The sequence below is a fragment of the Bacillus cereus group sp. N8 genome (assembly GCF_016483685.1).
Classification (GTDB): Bacteria; Bacillota; Bacilli; order Bacillales; family Bacillaceae_G; genus Bacillus_A; species Bacillus_A proteolyticus.
Map to the genome: position 1 here is coordinate 1 of NZ_JAEHBK010000056.1, position 15,841 is coordinate 15,841.

Below are 15,841 nucleotides of genomic sequence, written 5' to 3' on the forward strand. Positions count from 1 at the left end.
GGTAATTTTGGTTGAATATGATATTCATAGAAAGTTAACATAACGCAATATTATTGGTAGCAAGGACAAGGAGGAACCCCCTACTCTCATAAGGGAACCTCCTTTTTTGTTCGATGGATCTATGCATTTTTTTATACATTCCTATTTTGGTGTGCCTTTTGGCCTCCCCATAGTTCCCTATGTCTCCCGATTTTTTGCATAAAATCTTGCATGCTCTTAGCGTGGGGTTTTTCCGAAATGCTGGCGGTACCTCATATAGATATAAATGTTAAATATGGGATTAATACACCAAATTAACTAAAAATAGTATATAATAAAAATATGATGGTTATCAATTTTATTTACCCCATGTTTTAAAGATAAGATGGAATTCTCCAATCTTATTTTTTTTTTTGTTTATTTAAGTATGTTTTCAAATAAGAGTAAAGCGACAAGGGAGTTTTTAACTAAAAGTGGATATAAAGACTTTAAATGATACGATAGAAAAGCGAAAAGAAGAATTGATTCAGTTGGTTATAAAATACGGGTTTAGTCACAAGAAAGTAATTCACGTTAGCCAGGAGCTAGATATTTTAATTTATCAGCTAATGAAAAAATCTAAAATAGAATCATATTAATGTAAGATAAAAAGGAACCCTTTTTATAAGGATTCCTTTTTGTCTTATTTATTGATTATTTAATCAAACTTTATTTTAAACCCATAATTGGAAATGCAAGTAAGGCTATGACCTGTTTTTACATGTATCTCGGCTGTACCCCAATAAGGGATAGTACCAACATTTCGCGAATTTCGTACGCTAAAGGATAACTGACTTTTTTATAAACAGTTCCATTATTGACTTTCGTTCTTTTTCTGTATATATGAAAAGACAGACCAAATAATTGCCATCATCACACCAAAGATAATGAACCCGTAAAATATATTTTTAACAGTTAACCAAAATACACTAGGTTGGCCGCTATCTCCATTGCTACCTTCGATCTTTTTATAAGTAGCAAGCTCCATTTCTTTCCCACCTTGCACTACGCTATACGAAAGAGTGTTGTCTTTTTGGGGTTCGAAATATACCTCTGTGATTCCTTCATTATAGATATGGTATACATCATCTTGAGCCACCTCTAAACGACCGTGCTTTTCTTTATAGTTTACGGTGTAAACTTGATTGTTTATGTTCAATTTTGCTTGGTCGTTATCCATAATTTTAATACTATACCGAGGTTGACCATCTGCACTATACTCTCCATAATAATCCGATTTGTTGTTCCAAAAAAACATGATGATAAGAGCTGCTAATAAACCAATAGATATGTATTTCTTGTTCAATTAAAAATCTCCCCCTAGATCAATCATGAATATCCTTTTTTATTAATAAATTATAATAATTAAATTGTATCATAATTCCAGAACAAAAATTATAAAAACCCGCATGAATACATAAGAAGCACGTACACTACCAATACCGAATTAATGAAAACATAGAATTCCAAAACATTAAAAATCTATTTTAGGAACGTTCTTAAAATATTAATACCTTTCGGTACATGCTTGTTTTCCCTCAAATAAATCACCAGTTTAGCACCTGTTTGTAAAGGTGTCAGTTTTTAAGATGCATTTCAAAAATGAATTTTTGAGGTTTTGGAACTAATACTTTATGTGATTTTTATAGTTCCAAAAGGTGTACCTTTTGAAGTGATGAGATGTATTTTAGGGGTATCAAAGTTTCTTAAGTTGATTGCATGTATAAGTGCTCTCTTTTTTAAAAAATATATATTAATAAAATCAGGTAATACTTTAGAAATTCTTTAAATTTATTTAACTTTACTTATCCTTATATATTATTTAATATATTTTAAGTAAAAGTATTGGATTTAATATTATTAAAGCGGAGGTTTACATGAGCAAAGGAAAGCCCAATAAAACAAAGAAAGATAAAGTTACTTTTAGATTAAACACACTGTTTTTTTGTGTGTTTTTACTATTTTCAACTATTATTCTTCAGTTAGGAAAAGTACAACTCGTTGATGGAGAATCTTATAAAAATATAGTTGAAAAACAAGAAAACGAAACCATTAGTGTCCCCGTTCCACGTGGACAGATTTTTGATCGAGAAGGTGAAAAGGTTGTTAACAATAACGCTATTCGTGTCATAACGTACACAAGAATGAAAGGTATACAATCCGATGATATTCTGAAAGTAGCTAAAGACCTTTCAAATATAATTGAAATATCCGAAGAAGATATAAATAAATTAACTGAAACAGATAGAAAAGATTTTTGGATGCAAATGAATAAAGAACAGGCCCAAAAAAAAATAACGAAACAAGACGAAGAAAAACTTATAGCAAAAAATATTGAGGGAAAAGGGTTTGATAATAAAATAGAAAAATTGAGACGAGAACGTGTCACTGATGAAGAACTAAGTAAATTAACGCCAGAAGACCTAAAAGTATTAGCTATTAAAAGTAAAATGAGTTCAGGATATCAAATGACACCTCAAGTTATAAAAAAGAACGCAACCGAGAAAGAATACGCAATAATAAGTGAGAATTTAGAAAGATTCCCAGGGGTAGATGCAACAACAGACTGGGATCGTAATTATGTAAATGGGGATTTATTCCGTTCGGTATTAGGAAATATTACAAGTGCTGAAGAAGGGCTTCCAAAAGAAAATTTAGACTCTTATTTAGTGCGTGGTTACAATCGTAATGATCGCATTGGAAAAAGTTATATTGAACAACGATATGAAGACGTATTACATGGAGAAAAAGCTGAAGTTCGAAATATTACTGACAAAGAAAAAAATATTACTCAAACAGAAATGATTTCCAACGGGAAGAACGGAAAAAATTTAACATTAACAATCAATATGAAATTACAGAAGCAGGTTGAAGAGATTATTGAAAAGCGTTTAAAAGAGTTTAAAGGTTCAGAACCACTATTAGACCGAGCGTTTGTTGTAATGATGGATCCAAAAACAGGTCAACTTTTATCCATGGCTGGAAAAAAATTAGTGAAAAAAGATGGGAATATAAAAGTAGAAGATTATGCTTTAGGTACATTGACTAGCTCTTATGAGCTTGGATCTACCGTAAAAGGAGCTACACTTTTAACAGGATTTGAGACAGGTTCCATAACGCCAGGAACATATTTTCATGATGCACCAATGCATTTTAAAGGAACAAAACCCAAAAAATCTTGGAAGGATTTTGGAAGTATTGATGACCTACGAGCGTTACAAGTTTCATCAAATGTTTACATGTTCAATACAGCTTTAAAAATTGCAGGCATAAATTATGTACCTAATAGATCATTAAATATTACAGCAGCTACATTTGATAAAATGAGATATTATTTTGGACAATTTGGTTTAGGTGTTCCAACAGGTATAGATTTACCAAATGAAGATATTGGACAAATGAGTAAAGAAAATTATCAGCCAGGTTTCTTACTAGATTTAGCTATTGGACAGTATGATACGTATTCACCATTGCAGTTAGCACAATACATATCTACTATTGCAAATGGGGGATATCGAATGAAACCACAGATTGTGCAAGAAATTCGAGAGCATACAGTGAAAGAAGAAGAGATTGGAAAAGTTGTACAATCCATGGAGCCAGTTGTATTGAACCGTGTAGATATGAAAAAAGAATATATTGATAGAGTACAAGAAGGTTTCAGAAGAGTATTTCAAGAAGGTGATGGAACAGGTGTGCATTATTTCCAAAAAGCTTCTTATAAACCGGCTGGTAAAACAGGAACAGCACAAACAGTTTATGGAGGAGATGATCCTGTTGGTAGAGATGAACAAGGGAAAAGAATCCGTTGTTATAATTTAACTTTAGCAGGATATGCTCCATATGATAACCCGGAAGTCGCATTTTCTGTTGTTGTACCATGGGTATATGATGATAAAGGTGGAATTAATTCAATGATTGGTAGAGACATTTTAGATGCATACTTTGAATTTAAAAAGGATACAGGGGATAATACCCCTTCTCAAACAAACTAAATAAAGCGAATGAAGATAATAAAAAAATGCCCCCTACATTAAAGCTTAGTAGGCGGCATTTTTTATGAAATTATTAATAAGGAATGGAACCATATGTTATCTGAAGAACAAGAATATCTTTAAACGCCGTTCCAACTTTGATACAAACTTTTAAACCTTGTAGTAACAAAGTCTTCTTTTTTTCTTCTGAAATTGCCAATTCTAATGTACTACTCCTAAATAATATTTAAAAAGCTAAGCCCATACATCGCAGCAACTGTAAAAATGACTGTCCATACTGCTAGACTGATCGTCATCCAACTTATGACGTGTGTCCGGTTAGATCCAAATGTTAAAGCTAATACGGCTGCAATATCAGTTCCTACGAGAATTGGAGCTAGAAGAGCCAAACCTGGAATACCATATCGTTCCCATATTTTTCTTGATCGGGTTTCTTTTTTAGAAGGTGTTGTTATACCTTTTTTTAGTTTTCTTGCTGCTTGCCATTTTGCATACTGTTTAAAGAAAAAACCGAGTAATAGAACCAAGATAAAATTTCCTGCAAATGCTGTTACTCCTACTGCAAATGGTTGTAATCCCCATGCGATACCAAGTGGTACAACGATTGATACATCCATCCATGGGGCAAAAGCTAAAAGAAATAACACTACATATTGCCATAATGCACCCGCATTTTGAGCCCACTCCACCATATTGTTTCATCCCCTTTGTTAAATACGATTTAAAATAAGAATAGTAGTTAACCAATAGACAATGTATTGACCTGCACCTAGTAAACCAATGCACAATAATGGAACAAAATTATGTTGAGAAAAGAGGAAGCAAATCCCTGCCGTTACTGGAAGCGCAATGCTATAGTAAATATACACACTTCGGCAAGCCTTATAGGTTACCCACTGCTGCCCTTCATCTATTTCACGAAATTCAGATGGTATAAAACCAAATAATCTAATCTTATCATAAGGATTCTTTCGGTTATAAATCCTTGTGAGAATGATCCATAAAAAAGTAACCGTCACTAAAATCCCGAAACATAACTTAGCTAAAATGACTTGTGTATTCATAAGAGAAAATAGTAAAAATGCAATAATCAACACCAATATACTGGCCCCTATAAGTGGAGATCTTAAAACCTGTTTTATCATAATCGTTCCTCCCCCTTTAAATAAAAAACCTCTTCTACGGTAACTTGAAATACAGCAGCTATTTTTAACGCCATAGTGACAGATGGAGAATAATCACCTTTTTCTATTAATCCAATTGTCTGCCTTGTGACCCCAATTGCATCGGCCAAGTCTTGCTGAGTCCATCTAAATCGTGCTCGTAATTCTCTAACTCTGTTTTCTAGCATCATAATTTCCCTTTCCTCATTTACAATTACTGTAATTGTAAATGATTACTAACATAATGTAAACAATCATTTGCATTATGTAATGAATAATTGCTAAATACGATATAAATTACCCCTAAGTTAAAAAGGGAGCCCACCCCATTGCCATCAAGTTAAGAAATTTTTTGTTCTCCAAAACCCCCAAAATGAACTAAATTCCCATAGACAACTGTAATGAGATAATTTTGTTATTTTGGGGGTATTATGAGTTCTTAAGTTGATGGCTATGTATGGTGACCCCTATTCATGCAAATTTGCACAAAATTGTCTTTGCTGATGGTACAATCAAAATCATGGAGGGATATTATGTTAATTTTTTATGTAATACCATTTTTTCTTATATCCGGTACTTCAATATTTTTATTTTTCATGTCTGTTTCACCAAAAATTAAGGCTAAAAATCTATCATTGATAATGATCTGTTTAGCGATAAATCTACTCACAATTCCAATTTCTTGTTTGGTAGGTTCGTTTGTTTCTTATACAAATGAGGCGGCAACAGAATTTACATATAATAATCCACTTTATTTTTGGAAAGGATTTTTCTTTATTCAAATAATACCGCTTTTCGTGCTATTTGTGGCTTTGATATGGTGGTTTATCCGTAAGGGCAAAGAAAAAATCGACACATAGAATTTTAAAATGACTTCCGCTAACGATAATTATGTAAATGAGCTGTCCATATGGGCAGCTTATTGTATTTTTTGCTTAGCGTGGGTTTTTTCAAAAATGCTGGCGATACCCCAGTTAGTAGAACAACTTCGGGAAAAGGATGTTCACTTTGCAATTTTAAATTTAGGAATTGATACAAGAACTCCAACGGGCAAGTTCTTCTTAACCGTCATGGCTGCCTTCAGTGAATTAGATCGTGAAATGATTAAAGAAAAACAACATGCGGGAATAAAGCTAGCAAAACAAAAAGGAGTATATAGAGGAAGAGTGAAGAAATACACAGATAAACATCCTGGCATGAACCATGCAATTGAATTACGAAAACATACCAATAAAACAATAAAGGAAATATGTCAGATTACAGGAGTGAGTCAGGCCGCTCTATATCGTAGATTAAAAGAACTTGAATAAAGTTTTTTATATTTGTAATTAAATCCCAGAGTTGCCCCTCATCCCTCGAATCGTTTCCGTACCCCTAGAAAGCTGATCTTCTCAAGTTATTAAAAAAAGTGTATAAACACGGAGAGGAAAATGCATATGATGTTTTATGAGGTTGTTTGCTTTTCGTGTAAAAATATATTCCGAATATACGAAGGAAGTGAAAAATATAAGCGATTTAAAGAGGAAACGAAAGGGGCATATTGTTGTGATGAATGTAGTCATAAAATTCAATTAGAAGCGATAAAACTTTTTTTAGGTAATTAAATTGGAATTCGGAAAAATATGTTAATATATATTTAATAAATTATCACTTATAACATACAAAATTAGGATTTTTAGAGAAGCGCAACAAAGAATGAGTACATACAGCTCCTATATTTGAGAAGGAGAAGTAATCATTTTAATAAAAATAGATTTGTAATTTCGCAAAGTATTAGCTAACAAGGGGCAATGAGAAAAAAATTTATTATGTATTACAACGACTGATATATTGAAATGTTAAAGTGGATTAATAGGGAGAATCATATGGAGAAATATTATGTTTATGAATCAAAGGTAAAAGTAGTAGGTGTATTACTTTTAATATTAGCAGTAGAAGCGATGTTTCTATTTATAGTAACACTTGCATTTTTATTAGAAGAGCTTAATTTTATAATAGGAATTTTATTTGCAGTTCTTGCATTAGTTGTATTAGTTGCACTTTGGAAAACCATTCAAAAGATTATTGCGAGGAAACCGGCCGTTATTTTAGAAATGGAATATATTACGATTATTAACAATCCTAAATATCCTGTAAAAATCGCTTTGAAGGATATATTCGGCCTTTTACCTTATGGAATCCAAGGGCAAAGGTTTTTAGGGATTGTAATGGAAGAGGAAATTGAGGATCGATATATCGCTTCTATACCAGCAAAGGGACAACGATTGTATCGAGTAAATAAACGTGCTGGATATATACCGTTTAATATTCATTTGAATTTATTAAAAATCGATGGAGAAGTATTGTTTGAGAAATTGCAAGAGTATAATTTAAGTTTTTTAGTTTATGAAGACGAAGTGAAATAGCGGTATATAAAATATAAAAAACTCTTCTTAAAGAAGAGTTTTGGGAATAAAGTCTTAATATGAGGTTAAAATAATAACTCCTTTAATTGATGAGTATGTATTGGGCTATAAAAAAACGGCAAGCTGGTGATATCCGCTTGCCGTTTTTTTATAGTTTTGTATGTATTTGTATCCCTTTTGCTTTTTCTTTTTCTTTTTCGCCTTTTACGCGTATGTAGTTCACCTTGAATCGAGAGATTCATGAAAAAACGTCATCCGTTCTAATTTGGCTTGCTTAGAAAGGATAACGTTAATGGGCATGTAGGGTGACCCCTTATTCCAGAGATGCTAACGAGTTTATTGAACAAGAAAAAAGGACTACCCCAGCGTCCCATTTTCACCAAAGACCCATTTACTTTAAACTATTGCACCCTTTGTATATCAACTATGATTTAACTTTCAAGTCTTTTTTTAAATAATAATGCTCAAAGTCTCTTCCTACATTATCTATACTGCCAAACACTTGATAACCATTCTTTTTATAAAAATCTAACGCTTGAAAACTTAAGGTATCTACTTTTATGAAATCGCACTTTTTATCTAAAGCAATTTTCTCTAGCTCTAATAATAATTTAGTCCCATACCCAGAGTGTCGAATGTCCTCATCTAATATAACAGTATAAATCTCCAGCCAATTCCAACATACCGCACTTAGTATTCCACCACGAACCTTGCCCTTTTCATCCTTAAGGAATAAATTGATTTCTTCATATCTACCTCCCAAATCTTTTGGGAAATGCTTTAAATTGAACCTGTAAAGTTCATCGTCAATATATTGTTTATCGTTATTATTTAATTCTTTACTAATATGTAGTGTCATTCAAAATCCCCCTCGTTCTCTCATCACTTAATACTCCATAACCCTCGTGGAAATCTTTTCTTTTCTTCGGCTAACCTGCACCCTTAACTCACATAAAGATTGCCAGAAATGAACAGAATAAATTTTCGTTATGGTGGCACTTCAAAATGTTAGCTTAATAGCCATGGGATGGTACTCAAAATAACAACCAGAAAAAAACTCTATACAGAGGCCTTTTTTCCTGGTATTTTTTTTGTAAATTGATATAAAGCGATTGCTCCTAAAATAACAAGTATTCCTTCAGGAACATCTAATAATACTGTTTTCCATGTTTCTGAAATTAATAATTCATTACCTGTAGAGGCTTTATAATATCCTTCTATATAGCCAATAGTAAACTGAATTACAGATAAAGAGACAAATAACCACAAACCAAGTCGAATTCCTTTTTTATTTTTAAACATATAACACCTCTTTAAATTAAGTAAACATAATATTAAAATTATTATATTAAATATCCATTTTTCTGTCAATTGTATTTGTAACTTGTCTAATTAGCGTACATCCCATCATTATCAAGCTAAAAAGAACGGGTTACTTCAAAATAATAAAAACGAGCATAATGCACAAAATTCCGCTCTGGGAGTAGTTGTATTTTCTTAGCTTGATGGCGGTGTGACGCTCCCCCATAATGAATATATTGTTTGATTGTTAGTATTTTCTATAGGAAATGAATCCAATCGAATGTTGTTTACGTACAATCATGACAAGAAAAAGAGCATCCTTAATATGTAAGGACGCTCTCTCTTTTATTTAAGAACAGAAGGCGAAGTCTTTTCTAACCATAAAATGCCATCATATTGTTCGATAGGAATCATGATTTCTTCTCGCTTTTTGTCCCCCCAGTAACTTGCTGCAGTTGGGGTAAACATCCATGACGTTTCTGGTCGATTACTTTCTCCTTTTAAGTTTACAAAGACATTTGGACTTCCAACGGTGCTTATTATTTTTTCTACACTTTGTTCTTCATGTTCGGTATGTACAGGAACAATTTCGTCAATTTCAGAGTTCCAGCTGCTCCCACTATACGCAAACAGTCCAATTGTGTACATTTGATTTTTAATACGCTGCGGAAGATAATCCATCATATTAGGGCCTACCAAATTGTATTGCTGCCACTTCGTATAGTCTAATATCATTTTCGAATTTTGTTTCCGAATATGATAATTATGTCCCCATACAATAATTTTTTTGTTTTTATATTGCATTTCAGTGAGCCATGCTAGGTTTTGAGCCATTTTTTGATCTCGGATATAATCAGCGTAGTCTCTAACATTAGTAGAGAAGATGCCACCTCTAAATTTCATATAAGCATCTAGATGTGTTTTAATCGCATCAATCCGTATATTGATTGATTTCTCAAGGAAATTCACATCATACGTAGGGTGAGGTGCAACTTGAGTCAATTCAGCTTTATGATTCTGAATAAAAGTTCCCACATTTTCAAACTTGTTGATAACAGGTTGTATTTCTATTTTATATTGATCATAGGGATATGTACCTTCATAACCATTGTAATACTTATCCAGTTTAATCAACTCTGTTACTGCTGCATCAAATTCAGATGCCACTTCAGGACTTAGTTTTTGCAACCAGTCTTTCGCATACGAGTGGAATGAAGATCTATAAAACAAATTCATATCAAAACCAGCTAATGTTAGTGGCTTTCCTTTTTCTTTTTGTTCTTTCATATAGGTAAACAATTGTTCAACTTCCTCTGTTTGCCATACACCGTATAAAGATTGTTTCATCGCTTCAGTAGCGGTTAGGTTATCAAAATTTTGTTGAACCGTACTTGCTTCTGCAAATCCTGATTCAAATGCAATCACATCATATCCCATTTCCTCATGTAAGTACTTGATCATACGTATTTTGGATTGATTCATTTCCTTCGCACCATGCGTACTTTCGCCAAGTACAACAATACGCTTGTCCTGTACGGCCTCTTTTAGAAATGATAAATCTTCTGTTGTTTGGGAATTTGCTTCATTTAATATTTTTGCATGTCCGTTTAACCATTCCTCCCATTTGGGTTGATCGACTGGTTTTTCCGCTGCAAATGCTACAGATGTGAAGGTAGTACAGGCAAGAAGCGTACTCATTAGCCCGGTTTTCCATTTATTACGCACAACAACGCCTCCGAGAATCATATTTTTAGAGATTGAATAGAATCTGTGACAAAAATTTACTGATATACCATCATTTATAATAATACATATACGGACCCTAAACAATATTAATATTCTAAAAATTAAAAATCTACTTCGTACATAATGAAGAAACCTTCTATATGGGGTCACCATACATCACCATCGAGCTAAGAAAAGCAAATACCCCAAGTACCATAAAATGGTATTCTTTCTAAACAAGCTAGATTAGAAAGAATACCGTTTTTTATGAATCTTTCGATTCAAAATAAACTACAATTATTTGCTGAAGAATTACATAAACATTTTACTCCTTCATTTTTATAAAATCTTGTTAGAACAACATATTATAGCTAGACATATTCACCTATGGTTTGATGCATAAGTGAATAACCAACAACAAATACATTTACACATGGCAAAAGTTATTTATGTCATAAAGTAAAATGAAAACGACTATTGGGTTCAAGAATCATCCTGGGAGTAAATACTATAATTTGAGTTTGGTAAGTGTATTTTAGAAATTTCAATTCCTTTAAAATCTATGAAAGACTTTTGTAACATTTATGAAAGTAATTTGAAAGATATTTATAATAAGATGAATATATCAAAGGTAATTTAACTTTATTTCACAGTAAAAGTATAAGCAATGTACAGTATAATTTCATTTTTGTAATCTTATAGAAACACTGAAAGAATAGGAGATATATCATGAATCGTATAAAAAAAATAATTCCCGCAGCATTTGTATTAAGTACAGCTTTATTTGTAGCACCAGGATTTTCTTCAGCGGATACTAATACCACAAACGTAGGAAGTGCTCCAGTAGTAATTAGTGCTCAAGAAGGAAAAGCACCTATGACGGCAGCTCAGGTTGCTAAAAATGGTACGCAACTTCCTTACATTCCTACAGGTCCTTATGAAGAATTCCCTAATGAATGGCATGTGTCTACAGAAGATGGAAAGTTAATTGATTATGTATATGTAGATGTTGTTGCTAAAAGTAATGGAGCAAGAGTTTATGGATTGAAAATAGATGCTAATTCTAAACATAAGATTTTAAAAGCTGATGGTACTTGGCTTAATGTTGGAGAAGAATATGAAAAAAAAGGTAACAAAGGAGACGTATTATATACAATAGCAATTCCTAAAACTGATCCAATTTTAGAAGATACTAAATTGAAAAAAGAAGTAAATTGGAAATTAATTGATTCAAATATAGTAGATAAAAATTCAGGTTATCATTGGAGCAAAGCAGTTACAAGTGGTATTTCGCATAATGTAACTGTAGGATTATCTTATACAATTGGGATGGAAGTAGGTCTTGAGGGGGTTGCAAAAGTAAATCAATCATTAACTGCAAGTTTTGGTTATGGTATTACTTTAAATTCAGAAAATACAGTTACAAAAACATTTGACTTTAATCCAAAGACTGATTATGCATATGATCAATATAGAACTGCATTATATCAACAGGTAGCAACATATTCAGTTATTCCAGGGGGAAAATTACAAAAATGGATGTCTGAACAAAATGGTGTTTGGGATAATCTTTTTGGTCAACTTGGTGAGGAATTTAAGGGTCTTACAAGTCCGACAGAATATAAAGTGAAAACCTCCGTTGACTATCCAGTAGATGTTTTAGTTGCACTTACTTCAAAATAATGTAAAAGCTAGCAAAATGCTAGCTTTTTTTTATTTCATCCATATAGGGTCACCATACATGCCTTAACTAAAGAGATTTTAATACCTTCAAATACAAGAAAACGTTATCCTTTCTAATAATCTTGTTTAGAAAGAATAACGTTTTTTTATACTTGGGCATAGTGAATATTTTTAACTTGATAGGCATGGGGTCCCGCCAAGGAAAAAAGGTCTTTGCGTGTGGTTTGTTTCCACACACTTAAATCTGTTGATTATATTTAAATGCTCCTGTAAAATTATACTAGTTTCCATTGATGCAAACGCTTTCGCAAAAAGGAATGTTAGTTTATAATCTACAATTAATCTTTATTTTATGGGAGGCAGGTGTAGTAGGGTGAAGGAATTTATTTAATTGCTATCATACTTTAGCTGTATAACGGCTAATATTTGTAAAAGGGGAAGTAGGGGATTTATAAATGATTGAAGTAAAGAATGTTACGAAAAGCTATAAGATTTTAGAGCGAAAGCCAGGTTTAATGGGTGCAATAAAAGCTTTAATAAAACGGAAATATTATGATAAGCAGGCAGTGCAACCGATTGCTTTTTCTGTTAAAAAAGGAGAAATGGTTGGATATATCGGATTCAACGGTGCTGGAAAGTCAACCACTATTAAGATGCTGTGTGGAATTTTAACTCCAGACACTGGTGAAATTAAGGTAAATGGAATTATTCCATACAAAAATAGGCAGGAAAATGCTAAAAATATTGGAGCTGTTTTTGGACAACGGACACAACTTGCTTGGGATATACCGGTGCGGGAGTCTTTCGAACTATTAAAACATGTTTATGAGATTCCAGAAACAAAATATCAGGAAATGTTGCATTTATTTGAAGATGTACTGGATCTCGGAACTTTAATGCCATTACCTGTTCGTCAGCTATCACTCGGACAAAAAATGCGTTGTGAGTTGGCTGCTGCTTTTCTTCATCAACCTTCTGTTGTATTCCTAGATGAACCTACAATTGGTTTAGATATTGATGTAAAGGAAAAAATACGTAGTTTTATTAAGGAAATGAATAAGAAATTGGACGCAACAGTTGTATTAACTACTCATGATATGCAGGACATAGAAGAGCTTTGCCAGCGAATTATTATTATTGATAAAGGATCTATTATTTATGATGGGGACTTACAAGATCTAAAAGATCGTTTTTCTTATAACCGCATCCTATCTTTAGAATTAGAAGAGCACACAATGTTTGAGATTCCTGTATCATTACAAAATTACATAGTGGTACAGAAGAATGAAGCAGAAAATGAATCTCGCGTAGAGTTAAGTTTTCACACAAAGACAGTTTCATCGGAATTTGTGCTTTCCGAACTTGCAAGGCACAATAAAATATCAGATTTGACGATTTCAAACCCTAAATTAGAGACAATTATTAAAGATCTTTATCAGCATGGAGGTGAGGAATCCCTTGAGGAAATATTGGGAAATGCTTAAAGTGCAGATAAAGCTAGATACCTCATATGCAGCGTGGTATTGGGCGGGTACATTTGCAATTATCGTTAAATTATGTACGTTGTATTATTTTTGGACTGCTGTATACGAGAATAAAGAGACTGTTGGAGCACTTTCACTATCTAATATGCTAACTTATATGGTTATAGCTTTGTTATTGGAACAATACGTATCTGGAGTAGGAATCAATTTAGCGAGAATGATTAAACAAGGTGATATAGCATTGGAACTTATGAAGCCATATCATTTGTTAGATAAACTTGTAGCGATGGATATAGGGCAAAAAATTTCTAATTCTATGCGTACAACGTTCCCTATGCTACTGTTTGCCGTCTGGTTTGTAGGAATTCAACTACCACAATCAATAGAGTCTTTTCTATTATTTACGGTAAGTGTAGTTTTAGGGATTTTAATTGGAACTCAACTAGATCTTATTATTGGTATATTAGCTTTTTGGACTGTTAATATATGGGGACTTCGACTTCTACGAGAGTCTGTTCTTCAATTTTGTTCCGGAGCACTTGTCCCATTATCGCTTTATCCACAATGGTTTCAAGAAATTAGTATGTTTTTGCCTTTTCAGTCTATGGTCTATATACCTGTTTCTATTTATACAGGTTCTATTTCAGGTACCCAGGCTTATACGGCAATTGTGACACAATTCATATGGTTAATCTTTATTACAGTACTTGTTAGATTTTTATGGACTTTAGCAATCCGAAAAATCACAATATTTGGGGGGTGATTGAATTGTTGCAAACTCTTAAACGATACTCATTCTTATACATTGTCTATTTTAAGCAACACTTAAAAGTTATGATGGAATATAAAGTAGACTTTTTAATAGGAATTTCTTCAGTCTTCATTCAACAATTTGCCGCTATCTTTTTTTTAAAAGTGGTATTTGATCATATTGAGACTTTGAAAGGGTGGAACTTTTATCAAATTCTCTTAATCTACGGTATTGCGTTTGCAGGAAGGGCAATCCATCACATTTTCTTTGATAATTTATGGACGATTGGATGGCAATACATTCGGACAGGAAATTTAGATCGTTTGCTAATCCGTCCTATTAACCCGCTGTTCCAAATTATAGCGGAGCGTGTTCAACAAGATGGAATAGGGCAACTAATAATAGGGGGAATGGTTCTTTATTATTCCATTAGTAATCTAGATATTGCAATTTCATTGGGAAATGTACTAATACTCATCATAATGATTATTTCAAGTGGTCTTATCTTTGTTGCATTAAATTTATTTTTTATAACATTTTCTTTTTGGATGACAGATAGTCTCCCTGTTGTATCAGCAGTATTCAATTTAAGTGATTTTTCGCGGTATCCGATTACAATTTATAATAAAGTTATCGCATTTATCTTAACGTTTATTATTCCTTACAGTTTCACATCCTTTTATCCAGCTGCCTTTTTCTTCGATAAGGGGTATAAATGGGTATCTTTGTGTACACCACTCGTTGCTATCATACTATGTTTCATTTCTTATCGTTTCTGGAAATATGGATTAAGTGCATTCACTAGTACAGGAAGTTAATCTTAAGGATTGTATGTAAGAAAGTCGGTTGGAAAAACAATTCGTTATATTTCTAATTAACATCGAGAGTTAATTCAGAAGGAGGTAAGCAATTGGAACTGAAAGGAACCAGTTGTATTATTTACGTATCAAACTGTAAGTCGGCATATGATTTGAGATAAATGTTGTTTGGGCTAGTAGTGATAAATTTTCACATAAGGAGTCTAGTTATGGAGAAACATATATTAGAAGATTATTGTTGAAATCAGCCTGGAGCAATTACATGTTATAAAAATTAAAAGGAGCAGTACCACATGCCCAACAACTTAAGAAAAATAAACGCCCCCAAAACGAAAAAAATGAGCTGACTCCTCAGAGTAACTACCTGTTGAGAATGAAAATTTTCGTTTAGGGGTTACTTCAAAACCTTAGCTTGATGGCGATGTGGTGCTACCCCACATCCATCAACTTAAGGATTTAGACTATTCTTGAAGGTGAAAGCACGTTACTATTCTCTT

At 32.7% G+C, this 15,841-nt stretch carries 16 protein-coding genes and 1 pseudogene; 10 read left to right on the forward strand and 7 right to left on the reverse strand.

Annotation, left to right across the window (positions count from 1 at the left end):
- Window positions 1-452: 452 nt before the first annotated feature.
- Window positions 453-617: a Spo0E family sporulation regulatory protein-aspartic acid phosphatase gene (locus tag JDS80_RS28875; RefSeq protein ID WP_199640634.1), complete on the forward strand. Its 165-nt coding sequence runs from the start codon at window positions 453-455 to the stop codon at window positions 615-617.
- Window positions 618-832: 215 nt separating this feature from the next.
- Here JDS80_RS28875 and JDS80_RS28880 read toward each other — a convergent pair whose 3' ends face one another.
- The gene (locus JDS80_RS28880; protein WP_199640635.1) at window positions 833-1,324 is read right to left on the reverse strand and encodes a hypothetical protein; all 492 of its coding nucleotides are present in this window, start codon (window positions 1,322-1,324) and stop codon (window positions 833-835) included.
- A 571-nt stretch (window positions 1,325-1,895) separates the two neighbouring features.
- Between JDS80_RS28880 and JDS80_RS28885 the strand changes: the two genes are divergently transcribed.
- Window positions 1,896-4,013, forward strand: coding sequence for a peptidoglycan D,D-transpeptidase FtsI family protein (locus JDS80_RS28885; RefSeq protein WP_199640636.1), 2,118 nt, complete (start codon window positions 1,896-1,898; stop codon window positions 4,011-4,013).
- Window positions 4,014-4,228: 215 nt separating this feature from the next.
- On the opposite strand, the gene JDS80_RS28890 is transcribed toward JDS80_RS28885, so the two are convergent.
- Genes JDS80_RS28890 through JDS80_RS28900 form a run of 3 tightly spaced genes read right to left on the reverse strand, consistent with a single transcriptional unit; the run spans window position 4,229 to window position 5,367 of the window.
- Window positions 4,229-4,705 carry a small multi-drug export protein gene (locus JDS80_RS28890; protein WP_199640637.1) on the reverse strand — a complete coding sequence of 159 codons (477 nt, stop codon included), beginning with the start codon at window positions 4,703-4,705 and terminating at the stop codon, window positions 4,229-4,231.
- Window positions 4,706-4,723: 18 nt separating this feature from the next.
- Window positions 4,724-5,158, reverse strand: a complete 435-nt coding sequence (locus JDS80_RS28895) for a hypothetical protein (protein WP_199640638.1) — start codon at window positions 5,156-5,158, stop codon at window positions 4,724-4,726.
- The gene (locus JDS80_RS28900) at window positions 5,155-5,367 is read right to left on the reverse strand and encodes a helix-turn-helix transcriptional regulator (protein ID WP_000979036.1); all 213 of its coding nucleotides are present in this window, start codon (window positions 5,365-5,367) and stop codon (window positions 5,155-5,157) included. The genes JDS80_RS28895 and JDS80_RS28900 overlap by 4 nt, the downstream gene beginning before the upstream one ends.
- Window positions 5,368-5,709: 342 nt before the next feature.
- Between JDS80_RS28900 and JDS80_RS28905 the strand changes: the two genes are divergently transcribed.
- The 4 genes and pseudogenes from JDS80_RS28905 (at window position 5,710) to JDS80_RS28920 (ending at window position 7,581) form a co-directional block, all read left to right on the forward strand.
- Entirely contained in the window at window positions 5,710-6,036 is a 327-nt protein-coding gene (locus JDS80_RS28905; protein ID WP_199640639.1) for a hypothetical protein, read from the forward strand.
- A gap of 111 nt (window positions 6,037-6,147) precedes the next feature.
- Window positions 6,148-6,486, forward strand: a pseudogene (locus JDS80_RS28910) (recombinase family protein); the annotation flags it as partial.
- 120 nt (window positions 6,487-6,606) lie between these two features.
- Window positions 6,607-6,780, forward strand: a complete 174-nt coding sequence (locus tag JDS80_RS28915; RefSeq protein ID WP_098888897.1) for a DUF2197 domain-containing protein — start codon at window positions 6,607-6,609, stop codon at window positions 6,778-6,780.
- 261 nt (window positions 6,781-7,041) lie between these two features.
- Entirely contained in the window at window positions 7,042-7,581 is a 540-nt protein-coding gene (locus tag JDS80_RS28920; RefSeq protein ID WP_098888898.1) for an STM3941 family protein, read from the forward strand.
- A gap of 424 nt (window positions 7,582-8,005) precedes the next feature.
- Here the strand turns inward: JDS80_RS28920 and JDS80_RS28925 are convergent, their stop codons facing one another.
- The 3 genes from JDS80_RS28925 to JDS80_RS28935 form a co-directional block, all read right to left on the reverse strand.
- Window positions 8,006-8,440 carry a GNAT family N-acetyltransferase gene (locus JDS80_RS28925; RefSeq protein ID WP_097835900.1) on the reverse strand — a complete coding sequence of 145 codons (435 nt, stop codon included), beginning with the start codon at window positions 8,438-8,440 and terminating at the stop codon, window positions 8,006-8,008.
- A 200-nt stretch (window positions 8,441-8,640) separates the two neighbouring features.
- A complete protein-coding gene (locus JDS80_RS28930; RefSeq protein ID WP_025149299.1) occupies window positions 8,641-8,883 on the reverse strand; it encodes a DUF3937 family protein in 243 nt (80 codons plus the stop codon).
- Window positions 8,884-9,228: 345 nt separating this feature from the next.
- Window positions 9,229-10,608 (reverse strand): erythromycin esterase family protein, encoded by a 1,380-nt coding sequence (locus JDS80_RS28935; RefSeq protein WP_199640641.1) that lies wholly within the window; start codon window positions 10,606-10,608, stop codon window positions 9,229-9,231.
- Window positions 10,609-11,337: 729 nt separating this feature from the next.
- On the opposite strand from JDS80_RS28935, the gene JDS80_RS28940 reads away from it, so the two are divergent.
- From JDS80_RS28940 to JDS80_RS28955, 4 genes are all read left to right on the forward strand, one after another.
- Window positions 11,338-12,291 (forward strand): hypothetical protein, encoded by a 954-nt coding sequence (locus tag JDS80_RS28940; protein ID WP_071744311.1) that lies wholly within the window; start codon window positions 11,338-11,340, stop codon window positions 12,289-12,291.
- Window positions 12,292-12,746: 455 nt separating this feature from the next.
- The gene (locus tag JDS80_RS28945) at window positions 12,747-13,775 is read left to right on the forward strand and encodes an ABC transporter ATP-binding protein (protein WP_098888900.1); all 1,029 of its coding nucleotides are present in this window, start codon (window positions 12,747-12,749) and stop codon (window positions 13,773-13,775) included.
- Window positions 13,750-14,538 (forward strand): ABC transporter permease, encoded by a 789-nt coding sequence (locus JDS80_RS28950; RefSeq protein ID WP_199640642.1) that lies wholly within the window; start codon window positions 13,750-13,752, stop codon window positions 14,536-14,538. The genes JDS80_RS28945 and JDS80_RS28950 overlap by 26 nt, the downstream gene beginning before the upstream one ends.
- 5 nt (window positions 14,539-14,543) lie before the next feature.
- Complete coding sequence (locus JDS80_RS28955; protein ID WP_000942196.1) at window positions 14,544-15,344, forward strand: ABC transporter permease; 801 nt, start codon at window positions 14,544-14,546, stop codon at window positions 15,342-15,344.
- Window positions 15,345-15,841: the final 497 nt, after the last annotated feature.